Raw genomic sequence first — 12,187 nt, 5'->3', positions numbered from 1 at the left:
ACTCAATAAGTTGTCCGAAAATGCCTTGCGTAGCCTACCTGAAATAATGATCTGTTACGGCACAACGATTTCCGTTACTTTAACTTGTTTACAAAAATTTAATATTTGCAGGGGCGGTGGTATGTCGCGTAAAGACGGGTTATTGGCGTTACTGGTCGTTGTGGTTTGGGGACTGAACTTTGTGGTCATCAAAGTGGGGCTGCATAATATGCCCCCTTTAATGCTGGCAGGGCTGCGTTTTTTACTGGTGGCGTTCCCGGCAATACTCTTTGTTGCCAGGCCGAAAATCCCACTTTCGCTGTTGCTCGGCTATGGGCTGACCATCAGTTTTGGGCAGTTTGCGTTTCTCTTTAGCGCTATCAAATTCGGTATGCCTGCCGGGTTAGCTTCTCTGGTATTACAGGCTCAGGCGTTTTTCACCATCATTCTGGGGGCATTCGCCTTTGGCGAACGTCTGCAGGGTAAACAGCTGGTAGGCATTGCGCTGGCGGTATTTGGCGTGCTGGTGCTGATTGAGGCCAGTCTGAACGGGCAGCATGTTGGCATGCTCGGTTTTATGCTGACGTTGGCGGCGGCGCTAAGCTGGGCCTGTGGCAATATCTTTAACAAAAAAATCATGCAGCATACCTCGCGCCCGGCCGTTATGTCGTTGGTGGTATGGAGCGCGTTAATCCCTATTGCTCCGTTCTTCCTTGCTTCATTAATTCTCGATGGTCCAGCGCAAATTACCCAAAGTCTGGTGGCGATAGATATGACCACCATTCTGTCACTGGTTTATCTGGCGTTTGTGGCGACCATCGTGGGTTATGGTATCTGGGGTTCGTTACTCGGACGCTATGAGACCTGGCGTGTAGCGCCGCTGTCGCTGTTGGTGCCGGTCGTTGGACTGGCGAGTGCGGTTGTGCTGCTGGATGAAACGCTGACCGGATTGCAACTGCTCGGTGCGCTACTGATCATGGCTGGGTTGTATATCAATGTGTTTGGCTTTCGGTTGCGTAAGGTTGCGTCGGTGAGGGGCTAAAAAAAGCCCCGCAGTGGCGGGGCAATATAATTACAGGTTGCGCATATTGTAATAAGGCACACCTAATTCGTCGGACTTGTCGCTGCCTGCACCCATATGATTAAAATCGAACGGGGACTGATCGTGCGCAGGGGGCATAATCATCGCGTCGCGACTGTTCTGGGTGGCAGGTTGCGCGGTCTGTTCCGCCATGCTCTGGCCCGAAACAACAAACAGCAGGGCCAGCATTGCATAAGACAGAAGTTTCATGATTTCCTCGGTTACGTCGTTAACTGGCGTTTAGCAATTACATTGATTAAGTGGGAGCAAATAGCGTGATTCGCCGTGCATATTCGTCATACGGTATTTATGCGGCGGAACATCAAAATAGTTTTTGAATGTCCGGGTCAGCGTCTGCTGAGACTCAAAACCGTAACGCTCTGCCAGATAAAGAATAGGCTCGTTACTTTCTTTTAGTTTTTGCGCTATTTCAGTCATTTTACGGCTGCGAATGTATTGACCCAGTGAATGACCGGTTTCTTTTTTAAACATCCGTTGCAGGTGCCATTTGGAGTAACCTGAACGCTCTGACACTTTTTCCAGTGAGAGCGGCGATTCAAGGTTATTTTCGATCCAGTCCAAAATGCTATGAATAGTGATTGTGTCAGTATTGCGTCTGGACATCGTCATACCTCTTTCTGGTTACGGCAGGATTCTCTTAAGCAAGTGCTCAAGTGTGGCTACTTCATCCGCCGTTAAGTTTTTTGTTAGTTCCTGGTGCAGGTCTTGCCCTACTAATTGATGACACTGCTCGCAAATTGCTGCGCCATGCTCGGTGAGTTTCACCAGCACGCCACGCTTATCATGTGGATTCGGAAGCCTTTCTATCCAGCCTTTACAGGCCAGTCTGTCCAGCATCCGCGTCAGGGCGCCAAGGTCGACAGACAGCACTTTTTTCAATTCGACAGGGGTGATGCACACCGCGCAACGGATGGAGCAGAGCACCTTGAACTGCGATGCCGTGATATCCAGCGGTGACAAATAGTCGTTTAACAAACGATCTTTTTTCTGATTAACCATATAGATCAAACGACCCAGTGGGATGATTTCGTTAAACAGATCACTGGTGTTTTTCACAATGGTTGCCCTGGCAAGTAGTTAGTCACGGCTGATATTATTGCTTAGGCAAATATAAGTCAAACGAATGAATCCGCAAATGCCACGTTTTGCTAAATCATCAGACTCAATACCTGGAATGTGGAAATTTAACGATCTGATAATTATGGTTTATACGTGCGGATGAAAAATGAATCCTTACATCGCGAAAATGGCTTATCTTCTGGATTTCACCGTATACTTGCCGTTGACGATTAACGCACAGGAAAGATGACATTATGATGGACTTGTTTAAAGCAATAGGGCTGGGGCTGGTAGTCCTGTTACCGTTGGCAAACCCGTTAACCACCGTGGCGTTGTTCCTTGGCCTCGCGGGCAACATGAACAGCGCAGAGCGTAACCGTCAGTCACTCATGGCATCTGTTTACGTGTTTGCCATCATGATGGTGGCGTACTATGCCGGGCAACTGGTGATGAATACCTTCGGGATTTCGATTCCCGGACTCCGTATTGCGGGTGGGTTAATCGTTGCGTTTATCGGCTTTCGGATGCTGTTTCCGCAGCAGAAGGCACATGATTCTCCGGAAGCGAGAAGCAAGTCAGAAGAGCTGGAAGACGAGCCGACTGCCAATATCGCCTTTGTACCGCTGGCTATGCCAAGCACTGCCGGTCCGGGGACGATTGCGATGATCATCAGTTCCGCGTCAACCGTGCGCCATGGCTCCGAATTTCCGGACTGGGTGATCATGATCGCGCCGCCGATTATTTTTGCGGTTGTTGGGATTATCCTGTGGGGCTGTTTGCGCAGTTCCGGGGGGATCATGCGCCTCGTCGGCAAAGGTGGTATCGAAGCGATTTCTCGTCTGATGGGCTTCCTGCTGGTGTGTATGGGCGTGCAGTTTATTATTAACGGCGTGCTGGAAATTATTAAAACCTACGCTTAGAACACTATGCCCGGTAATCGGTAATGTCTACCGGGCACATTTTTTACGAATGCTGAGGCTGTTCTTCCAGCGATACCGGCCATTTACGAAAGATAATCACCGACCATATCAACGCCACCACGGCAGGCACTGCGCCGACGTAACCAATCGTAGACATTGACCAGTGCAAACTCACCTGATTGCCTACCAGCGCGCCAGCGCCAATACCGATATTAAAGATGCCTGAGAACAGTGCCATTGCGACGTCAGTCGCATCAGGAGCAAGCGCCAGCACTTTCACCTGCATGCCCAGACCTATCAGCATGATGGCGACGCCCCAGAAAATACTCAGGATAGCAAGGTGCATTTCGCTGTCAGCAGCGGGAAGTAACAACACCAGGCATACCGTCAACAGGGCAATGGCACTGCTAATCAGTACGGAAGCATGCAGATTCCCCAGCTTACCGAAAATGACGCTACCGACAATTCCCGCGCCACCCAGAACCAGCAACAGCACGGTAGCAAAGTTTGCGCTCAGACCCGCGACGGTCTGCACAAACGGCTCGATATAGCTGTAGGCCGTGTAATGTGCGGTGACCACAATCACCGTCAGTAGATACAGACTCATCAATGCCGGACGATGGAATAACACCGGCAGGCTTTTTAAAGAGCCGGAGTGCTCACTGGGTAGTTTGGGCAGGAGCTTAATCAGGCAAAGCAGGGTAACTAACGCCCCCATGCCGATGGCGAAGAAGGTGGTGCGCCAGCCAAAATACTGACCGACAATGCGCCCGATGGGCAGGCCCAATACCATAGCCAGCGCGGTGCCGGTGGCAATCAGGCTGAGAGCCTGTGCACGTTTACCGGCAGGAGCCAGGCGGATCGCCAGCGATGCGGTGATCGACCAGAAAATAGCGTGCGCAAAGGCAATACCAATACGGCTAATTACCAGCACGGTAAAATTCCATGCCAGGAAAGAGAGAACATGACTGGCGATAAACACAACAAACAGACAGATCAGCAGTTTTCGGCGCTCCACCTGACTGGTAAGTAACATAAAAGGGAGCGACATCAGGGCGACAACCCAGGCGTAGATCGTCAGCATGATCCCGACCTGAGCAGTCTGCATATTAAAGCTTTGTGCGATGTCGGACAGCAAGCCGACAGGGACAAACTCTGTGGTATTGAAAATAAAACCGGCAATGGCAAGCGTAACTACCCGTAGCCACGCGACCTTGCGGGAAACAGTGTCTGTTGTCATATCAAATAAGAGGATTAGCTGCGAAAAGGTAAGGTCACGATCTTAAAACGTTTGCTGGCGAAAATACAATCATTTTGTGATGCGGATCTCATTTCATTGGCAGGGCGCCACAATTTGCTGCCGAACATTCCTCGTATTTTTAAGTATTTCAATAATAATGAAATTCCGGGCGTATGACTTCACCCGGATTTACAGGTATTCATGTTCTTTGAGGAGCGCCAGTTACTCCGGGCTCTGTGATAACTGAGGGTTCAACACCTCAATAAACGCTTCCAGCTGACGTGTCATTGCACCTCTGCGCCAGACCAGCCATGTATTCAGCCAGCGCCAGTTCTCGCTTAGCGGCCAGGCGTTGACCTGATGATGCCCTGGCATGCTCTCCAGCATCGAACGCGGGATCAGTGCGATACCCGCGCCGGCAATGACGCAGGCCAGCATGCCGTGATATGACTCCATTTCATGAATGGTGCCGGGCATGGCGCGATCGGCATGAAACCAGCTTTCAAAATGGCGGCGATAGGAACAGTTGGCGCGAAAGGCGTAAATACTGCAACCGTTGACGTCGCTGGCCCGCTGAATGGGGGGATGACCGTTAGGCGTGACAATCATCATCTCTTCACGGTAGACAGGCATTCCTTCAAGTCCCGGATGGGTAATTGGACCATCGACAAAGGCAGCGTTCAATGTACCGTCGAGCACGCCGTCCAGCATTGTGCCTGAAGGACCTGTCGCCAGCGCGAACTGAATTTTGGGGTAACGCTGGTTATATTCAGCCAGCGTGGCGGGGATGCGAACTGCTGCTGTACTTTCAAGCGAGCCGAGAGAGAAGAGTCCTTGCGGCTCATCCCCGGCGACGACCATCCTGGCTTCCTCAACCAGTGCCAGGATCCGCTGGCTGTAGCGCAAAAAGTTGTGCCCGGATGGGGAAAGCCGCAGGCGCTGGTTTTCACGAATAAACAGATCAACACCCAGGTCGGCTTCAAGCTGACGTATACGGGTGGTGAGATTGGATGGCACGCGATGCACCTTCGCGGCGGCCTGCGTAATACTGCCAGTCTCCGCGACGGCATTGAACATTTCCAACTGCGTCAGATCCATAATATTCTCTATTCGTGAATGGTATGGTTAATATTATTCATTTTTCAGAAAGAGTAAATATGCTCATGATATAACCATACCCTGCGATAAAGAGAGGCACTTATGACTATCACAGCAGCAACACATGCGATTTCCTTTGACCCTGCCAGCGGTGAAAGGCTGACGGCGACGCCGTGGGCAAGCGCGGAAGAGATTGATCATGCGCTGAACCTTGCCGCGAATGGCTATAACGAATGGAAACATACTTCCGTTGAGCACCGTGCGCAAACGCTGCGCCAGATCGGGCAAGCTCTGCGCCATCGTGCGGAAGAGATGGCGGAGTGTATCTCACGTGAAATGGGTAAACCCATTAAGCAGGCGCGTGCTGAAGTCGCCAAGTCAGCTGCATTGTGTGACTGGTACGCCGAGCATGGACCGGCGATGCTCAATCCGGAACCCACGCTGGTGGAGAATAACCAGGCGGTGATTGAGTATCGTCCGGTAGGAACCATTCTGGCGATCATGCCGTGGAACTTCCCGCTCTGGCAGGTAATGCGAGGTGCCGTCCCGATTCTGTTGGCCGGAAATGGCTATCTGTTAAAGCATGCGCCTAACGTAACCGGCTGTGCTGCAATTATTGCGCAGGTTTTCGCTGATGCTGGTGTACCCGCGGGGGTTTACGGTTGGGTGAATGCCGATAACGCCGGGGTCAGTCAAATGATCAATGACCCGCGTATCGCGGCGATAACGGTAACGGGAAGCGTACGTGCCGGTGCGGCGATTGGCGCCCAGGCGGGTGCCGCGCTGAAAAAATGTGTGCTTGAACTGGGCGGCTCCGATCCGTTTATTGTCCTCAATGATGCTGACCTCGATCTGGCCGTTAAGGCGGCGGTCGCTGGGCGTTATCAGAACACAGGGCAGGTTTGTGCGGCAGCCAAGCGCTTTATTATCGAAGAAGGGATTGCGGCAGAATTTACTTCACGCTTTGTGGCCGCTGCGAGTGCGCTCAAAATGGGTGATCCGCTGAACGAAGAAAACGATCTGGGGCCGATGGCGCGATTTGATCTGCGTGACGAACTGCACCAGCAGGTAGAAGCCACCCTTGCCGAAGGGGCACGGTTACTGCTCGGCGGGGAAAAAATTGCGGGTCAGGGCAATTACTATGCCGTGACGGTACTGGGCGATGTCACTCCAGAGATGACGGCGTTCCGCCAGGAGCTGTTTGGTCCGGTTGCGGCAATTACCGTGGCGAAGAATGCGGAACATGCGTTAGCGCTGGCGAATGACAGTGATTTCGGCTTATCCGCCACGGTGTTTACTGCGGATGAAGCGCTGGCGCAGAAGATGGCGTCACGCCTGGAGTGTGGTGGCGTATTTATCAATGGTTACAGCGCCAGCGATGCTCGCGTTGCGTTTGGTGGTGTGAAGAAAAGTGGCTTTGGCCGCGAACTTTCTCACTTTGGCCTGCATGAGTTTTGTAACGTGCAGACCGTCTGGAAAAACCGCCTTTGATGGTGTGGGTGCCTCCGCTGGGGGCACCTGTCTTATTTCTGCAATTTTTCTGTCATTTACTCTCCGTACACTCGCGACTAACGCTTTGATACAGAAGAGTAATATGAACATAACGCAAATTTCCCATCGTCTAATACCCCGTCAGTTCGGTCTGTTAACGGGCATTTTTTGCATTATTGCGCTGTTCTCAATTTTGCAGGTCGTGTCCTCCTTGATGCTCTCGGTCTCAGTCAGTGACGCACAGCAGAATGAAGGGCGTAATCAACTCGCGCTTTTGCAGCAGGCAAAGGTCGATGAAGCGCGGGTGGCGTTATTATCTGCCAGCGATTTACTTAACCGTGCGGGGATTTATTTTATGCAGGATGCCGCCACCGGATCGGACGGGAGTTGGCGTCCGTTAATGGAAGAGGCGTATCGGGCGCTGGCGCAGTCAAAAATTGCATGGGATGCCTGGCGGGATATGAAGCCGCAGTCGGATCCGGATCTAACAGAGAGCTATCAGCGTTTTTATAGCGGTATTAAGGAGCAGGCGGACGGGCTGATGCAGTCAGGTTCCATTGATGCGTTTTTTGCCGTACCCGTGCAGGCCTTTCAGACAGACTTTAACGGTAATTACGCGCGCTTTCAGCAGGGCAGTGGGCGACATGCGGAAGTTGGGCGTCAGCAGCTGTTGACCAGTCTTGAGCGTTTACAGAATCTATTTTTGTTTATTCCTCTGGTACTGGTGGTTATCGCCTTTCTGGTCTGGCGTAGTATGTTCCGTTGGGTGATTATGCCGCTGCGACGGCTGATCGATCATATCGATATTTTAGCGGCGGGTGATCTTTCCCGGCCAGCCCCGCAGGTGAGTCAGTTTAATCGGGAAGTGACGCAATTAAGTTCGCGTATTGCTGCAATGCAGCAGGGGCTCTGCGCGCTGGTACGGCAGGTGAATGATGCCACCACCGCAATGGTAGGAAATATCAACGAACTTGCGCAGAACAATAAACAGCTATACCAGCAGTCGGCAAAACAAAGTGAAGAGTTGAGCACTGTGACATCGCATATTTCGGTTCTGGAAACGCATGTTGAGGATAACAGTGGCTTTGCTGAACTGGCGAATCAACGCGCAGTGCAGGCGCGTGATATTGCGGCAGGTGGAGACCGAATGATGGCGACGGTAAATGCGTCAATGCAGGCGATTGTGACTCGCTCGTCTGAAATGCGAGGGATTACAACGCTTATCGACAACATTGCATTTCAGACAAATATCCTGGCTCTCAACGCCGCAATCGAGGCAGCACATGCCGGGGAGCAAGGGCGCGGGTTTGCCGTGGTTGCGAAAGAAGTTGGGCTGCTGGCGCGAAAAAGCGGTCAGTCTACGCAAAACATTCAGACACTGATTAAACACTCGTTACAGGGCATTGAAGAGGGCTTTCACGCGGTTAATGGACTGGATAAGAATTTGCAGCAGGTTATCGCACTGGTGGAAAACCTCGGCGCGTTACTGAACGACATTTCGACTGCAACGTTAAATCAGGGGAACAGTATTCACCAGTTAACCCGTCAGCTCCATGTCCTGAACGGCGAAGCCCGACAAACCAGTGATCTGGTGAATGCTGCATCTGATTCTTCCTTACAGCTTCACCATGAATCTAACCAGCTTATGCAGGCCGTGGCCAGATTCCGCCTTCCGGCCTGACGTTGAGTATTCAGCTCTGTTATACTCGCAGGCCTTTCATACCTGCGAGCAAGGAGCATGTTGTGGCCAGGGCCATGGACAATTCAATTTTAGAGACCATTGTGCAGCAGGTTCGTCCGCTGATTGGTCAGGGTAAAGTCGCTGATTACATTCCGGCATTAGCCTCCGTCGACGGTTCAAAACTGGGTATTGCTATCTGTACCGTTGATGGGCAGCACTATCAGGCGGGAGATGCGCAAGAACGTTTTTCTATTCAGTCAATTTCAAAGGTGCTCAGTCTGGTCGTGGCGATGCGTCACTATCAGGAAGAGGAGATCTGGCAGCGCGTCGGCAAAGATCCTTCCGGTCATCCATTTAACTCCCTGGTGCAGCTGGAAATGGAGCAGGGTATCCCTCGCAACCCCTTTATTAATGCCGGGGCGCTGGTGGTTTGCGATATGCTGCAAGGGCGTCTAAGCGCACCTCGTCAACGGATGCTGGAAGTGGTGCGGGCATTAAGCGGCGTTTCGGATATCGCCTATGATGCGACGGTCGCGCGATCGGAGTTTGAGCACTCGGCGCGTAACGCCGCTATTGCATGGCTGATGAAATCCTTCGGCAATTTTCACCATGACGTGCCCACCGTTTTGCAGAACTATTTTCACTACTGCGCGCTGAAAATGAGCTGTGTGGAACTGGCGCGGACTTTTGTCTTTTTGGCAAATCAAGGGCATGCCTTTCATCTTGCGGAGCCTGTGGTCACACCGATGCAGGCCCGGCAGATCAATGCGCTGATGGCGACCAGCGGCATGTATCAGAACGCAGGGGAATTTGCCTGGCGGGTTGGGCTTCCGGCGAAATCTGGCGTCGGCGGCGGCATCGTGGCGATCGTGCCACACGAGATGGCGATTGCTGTCTGGAGTCCGGAACTGGATCCGGCGGGAAATTCACTGGCCGGTATCGCCGTGCTGGAACAATTAACACAACAGCTGGGGCGCTCGGTTTACTGATGAAAACGCTCGATCCTCTTTTTGCCCGGCTGGCGAAATCAACGTTTCGCTCGCGGTTTCGTCTTGGTCAGAAAGAAAGGCAGTATTGTCTGAATAAAGGGGCGCCAGTTATCGAACAACATGCTGCGGATTTTATAGCTAAACGACTAGCACCTGCGTTTCCCGCCAATGATGGTAAACAGACTCCTATGCGTGGTCACCCAGTATTTATCGCTCAACATGCTACGGCGACGTGCTGTCGAGGGTGTCTGGCGAAATGGCATGATATACCTCAGGATGTAGTGCTAAACGATGAACAGCAACGTTACGTTGTCACGGTTATTTACCACTGGTTAGTACTCCAAATGAACAAGCCATAGATAATATTTTACTATGATATGCCCCTTGTGTTGTGTAATTGTTAAAAGCAGTATGAAGGGGTCAATCTAAGGAGAAACCATGGCTTCCGGCAAACCCTGCTTTGTGCTGAGCGCGACACAGATTCTGTCGCGAATCGACGAGCTCAGCGATGTTCTTGAACAGTGCGTCAATGACGGCGCCTCCATCAGTTTTATGCTGCCCTTTAATCGCGAAAAATCAGAGCCTTTCTGGATGAAGGTCGCGCAAAGTGTTTCTCGCGGAGAACGGATCGTTCTTGGTACGCAGAATGCGCAGGGGGTGCTTGTCGGTACCGTCCAACTCATTATCGATCAACCCGAAAATCAACCTCATCGTGCTGATGTCGCCAAACTGCTGGTTCACCCCTCAGTGCGACGCGGTGGCCTGGCCCGTGAATTGATGAACGAACTGGAAAGTTGCGCGCGTCAACAAGGTAAAACGCTGCTGGTGCTTGATACGGCGACTGGCAGTGGTGCGGAGTTGTTCTACCACAATTGCGGGTGGAAAAAGGTAGGGGTGATACCTGACTATGCCCAAATGCCCGATGGGACGCTGACCGGAACCACACTTTTCTATAAAACGCTCTAATTTGTCGCCGGGGATTGATCAAAACAGGGTTTCAATGTATTAAAGTTTGCTAACCTATTGGACCAATTCAATCAGGTTGTATGACTAATCATAAAGGGAACCCATTGTGCAAACACTAAATCGTCGCGATTTCCCCGGTGCTCAGTATCCTGAACGCATTATTCAGTTTGGTGAAGGAAACTTCCTGCGCGCCTTTGTAGACTGGCAGGTAGATCTGCTCAACGAACATACCGATCTGAACGCTGGTGTGGTCATTGTTCGTCCTATCGAAAGTTCCTTCCCGCCATCGCTGAGTACGCAGGATGGCCTCTATACCACTATCATTCGTGGTTTGAATGAGAAGGGCGAGGCCGTCAGTGATGCCCGTCTAATTCGTTCAGTTAACCGTGAAATCAGCGTCTATAGCGAATACGATGAGTTCCTGAAGCTGGCGCATAATCCTGATATGCGTTTTGTGTTCTCTAACACCACGGAAGCAGGTATCAGTTACCACGCGGGCGATAAGTTTGACGACGCGCCAGCGGTTAGTTATCCGGCTAAACTGACGCGTCTGCTGTTCGAACGCTTCAGCTATTTTAACGGCGCATTGGATAAAGGCTGGATTATCATCCCTTGCGAACTGATTGATTATAACGGTGATGCGCTGCGTGAACTGGTTCTGCGCTACGCTCAGGAATGGGCGCTGCCGGAAGCGTTTATTCAGTGGCTGGATCAGGCCAATGCATTTTGCTCCACGCTGGTGGACCGTATTGTTACCGGCTATCCGCGTGATGAGGTAGCTAAGCTCGAAGCTGAACTGGGCTATCATGATACTTTCCTCGATACCGCAGAACATTTCTATCTGTTTGTCATTCAGGGGCCGAAGTCATTAGCCGCAGAACTACGTCTGGATAAGTATCCGCTGAATGTCCTGATCGTGGATGACATCAAACCGTACAAAGAGCGCAAAGTGGCGATTCTCAACGGTGCTCACACCGCGCTGGTCCCTGTTGCCTGGCAGGCAGGGTTGGACACCGTGGGTGAGGCGATGAATGACGCTGAGATTTGTGCTTTCGTGGAGAAAGCGATCTATGAAGAGATCATTCCGGTACTGGATTTGCCACGTGATGAGTTAGCTTCTTTTGCCAGCGCGGTAACCGGTCGATTCTGCAACCCGTATATCAAGCATCAGCTGCTGTCTATTGCCCTGAATGGCATGACCAAGTTCCGCACCCGTATATTGCCGCAACTGCTGGCAGGGCAACAGACCAGCGGTAAACTGCCGGCGCGTTTAACGTTTGCGCTTGCTGCGTTAATTGCTTTTTATCGTGGAGAGCGCAACGGTGAGTCTTATCCGGTTCAGGATGATGCGCACTGGATTGAACGTTTTCAACAGCTGTGGTCTCAGCATCGCGATCGCCAGATAAGCACCGAAGCGTTGGTCAAATCTGTACTGGGTGTTAAAGATCACTGGGAACAAGATCTGACGCAGGTTTCTGGACTGGTGGAACAGGTCTCTGCCGATCTGGAGACCATTCTGGCAAAAGGTATGCGTGAAGCCGTTAAGCCACTGTGCTAAGACGACTACCGACAACCCGGCTCAGGCCGGGTTTTTTCTTGATATACATTAGTTACAACATACTTTGTGGTTTATATCATAAACCCGGTCTGTGACTTAGGTGC

Annotated in this window: 13 protein-coding genes; 8 read left to right on the top strand and 5 right to left on the bottom strand. The window is 51.6% G+C overall.

Annotated elements, in window-relative coordinates; genetic code table 11:
* Window positions 1-121 precede the first annotated feature (121 nt).
* Window positions 122-1,021, top strand: a complete 900-nt coding sequence (gene eamA, locus OGX89_RS06145) for an O-acetylserine/cysteine exporter (protein ID WP_126957165.1) — start codon at window positions 122-124, stop codon at window positions 1,019-1,021.
* Between the two features lie 30 nt (window positions 1,022-1,051).
* Here eamA and marB read toward each other — a convergent pair whose 3' ends face one another.
* Genes marB through marR form a run of 3 tightly spaced genes read right to left on the bottom strand, consistent with a single transcriptional unit; the run spans window position 1,052 to window position 2,137 of the window.
* On the bottom strand, window positions 1,052-1,270 hold the full coding sequence (marB, locus tag OGX89_RS06140; protein ID WP_003832934.1) for a multiple antibiotic resistance protein MarB: 219 nt from the start codon (window positions 1,268-1,270) through the stop codon (window positions 1,052-1,054).
* A 30-nt stretch (window positions 1,271-1,300) separates the two neighbouring features.
* Window positions 1,301-1,684, bottom strand: a complete 384-nt coding sequence (gene marA / locus OGX89_RS06135; protein ID WP_003032424.1) for an MDR efflux pump AcrAB transcriptional activator MarA — start codon at window positions 1,682-1,684, stop codon at window positions 1,301-1,303.
* Window positions 1,685-1,702: 18 nt separating this feature from the next.
* The gene (gene marR, locus OGX89_RS06130) at window positions 1,703-2,137 is read right to left on the bottom strand and encodes a multiple antibiotic resistance transcriptional regulator MarR (protein ID WP_003832935.1); all 435 of its coding nucleotides are present in this window, start codon (window positions 2,135-2,137) and stop codon (window positions 1,703-1,705) included.
* Between the two features lie 257 nt (window positions 2,138-2,394).
* Between marR and OGX89_RS06125 the strand changes: the two genes are divergently transcribed.
* Complete coding sequence (locus OGX89_RS06125; RefSeq protein ID WP_063941584.1) at window positions 2,395-3,060, top strand: MarC family NAAT transporter; 666 nt, start codon at window positions 2,395-2,397, stop codon at window positions 3,058-3,060.
* Window positions 3,061-3,103: 43 nt separating this feature from the next.
* On the opposite strand, the gene OGX89_RS06120 is transcribed toward OGX89_RS06125, so the two are convergent.
* Entirely contained in the window at window positions 3,104-4,300 is a 1,197-nt protein-coding gene (locus tag OGX89_RS06120) for a sugar transporter (RefSeq protein WP_126957167.1), read from the bottom strand.
* 222 nt (window positions 4,301-4,522) lie between these two features.
* Entirely contained in the window at window positions 4,523-5,398 is an 876-nt protein-coding gene (gene ptrR, locus OGX89_RS06115) for a putrescine utilization regulator PtrR (protein WP_003032431.1), read from the bottom strand.
* A 102-nt stretch (window positions 5,399-5,500) separates the two neighbouring features.
* On the opposite strand from ptrR, the gene sad reads away from it, so the two are divergent.
* From sad to OGX89_RS06085, 6 genes are all read left to right on the top strand, one after another.
* On the top strand, window positions 5,501-6,889 hold the full coding sequence (gene sad / locus OGX89_RS06110) for a succinate-semialdehyde dehydrogenase (protein ID WP_126957169.1): 1,389 nt from the start codon (window positions 5,501-5,503) through the stop codon (window positions 6,887-6,889).
* 103 nt (window positions 6,890-6,992) lie between these two features.
* Window positions 6,993-8,570, top strand: a complete 1,578-nt coding sequence (locus OGX89_RS06105; RefSeq protein ID WP_003832942.1) for a methyl-accepting chemotaxis protein — start codon at window positions 6,993-6,995, stop codon at window positions 8,568-8,570.
* A gap of 62 nt (window positions 8,571-8,632) precedes the next feature.
* Window positions 8,633-9,559 carry a glutaminase B gene (gene glsB, locus OGX89_RS06100; protein WP_003832944.1) on the top strand — a complete coding sequence of 309 codons (927 nt, stop codon included), beginning with the start codon at window positions 8,633-8,635 and terminating at the stop codon, window positions 9,557-9,559.
* Window positions 9,559-9,918 carry a DUF4186 domain-containing protein gene (locus tag OGX89_RS06095; protein ID WP_126957171.1) on the top strand — a complete coding sequence of 120 codons (360 nt, stop codon included), beginning with the start codon at window positions 9,559-9,561 and terminating at the stop codon, window positions 9,916-9,918. Before glsB ends, OGX89_RS06095 begins: the two co-directional genes overlap by 1 nt.
* Window positions 9,919-9,997: 79 nt before the next feature.
* Window positions 9,998-10,525: a GNAT family N-acetyltransferase gene (locus OGX89_RS06090; protein WP_003832948.1), complete on the top strand. Its 528-nt coding sequence runs from the start codon at window positions 9,998-10,000 to the stop codon at window positions 10,523-10,525.
* A 106-nt stretch (window positions 10,526-10,631) separates the two neighbouring features.
* Entirely contained in the window at window positions 10,632-12,083 is a 1,452-nt protein-coding gene (locus tag OGX89_RS06085) for a tagaturonate reductase (protein WP_126957173.1), read from the top strand.
* Window positions 12,084-12,187 lie beyond the last annotated feature (104 nt).

This window comes from Citrobacter sp. Cpo103, from assembly GCF_030332605.1.
GTDB lineage: Bacteria > Pseudomonadota > Gammaproteobacteria > Enterobacterales > Enterobacteriaceae > Citrobacter > Citrobacter portucalensis.
This window is presented reverse-complemented; position numbering and strand designations above follow the sequence as displayed.

What these genes read in the sequence shown, in the direction of transcription:
- eamA (WP_126957165.1), top strand. Translation starts at nt 122, where the DNA reads ATGTCGCGTAAAGACGGGTTATTGGCGTTACTGGTCGTTGTGGTTTGG.
- marB (WP_003832934.1), bottom strand. Translation starts at nt 1,270, where the DNA reads ATGAAACTTCTGTCTTATGCAATGCTGGCCCTGCTGTTTGTTGTTTCG.
- marA (WP_003032424.1), bottom strand. Translation starts at nt 1,684, where the DNA reads ATGTCCAGACGCAATACTGACACAATCACTATTCATAGCATTTTGGAC.
- OGX89_RS06125 (WP_063941584.1), top strand. Translation starts at nt 2,395, where the DNA reads ATGATGGACTTGTTTAAAGCAATAGGGCTGGGGCTGGTAGTCCTGTTA.
- OGX89_RS06120 (WP_126957167.1), bottom strand. Translation starts at nt 4,300, where the DNA reads ATGACAACAGACACTGTTTCCCGCAAGGTCGCGTGGCTACGGGTAGTT.
- ptrR (WP_003032431.1), bottom strand. Translation starts at nt 5,398, where the DNA reads ATGGATCTGACGCAGTTGGAAATGTTCAATGCCGTCGCGGAGACTGGC.
- sad (WP_126957169.1), top strand. Translation starts at nt 5,501, where the DNA reads ATGACTATCACAGCAGCAACACATGCGATTTCCTTTGACCCTGCCAGC.
- OGX89_RS06105 (WP_003832942.1), top strand. Translation starts at nt 6,993, where the DNA reads ATGAACATAACGCAAATTTCCCATCGTCTAATACCCCGTCAGTTCGGT.
- OGX89_RS06095 (WP_126957171.1), top strand. Translation starts at nt 9,559, where the DNA reads ATGAAAACGCTCGATCCTCTTTTTGCCCGGCTGGCGAAATCAACGTTT.
- OGX89_RS06090 (WP_003832948.1), top strand. Translation starts at nt 9,998, where the DNA reads ATGGCTTCCGGCAAACCCTGCTTTGTGCTGAGCGCGACACAGATTCTG.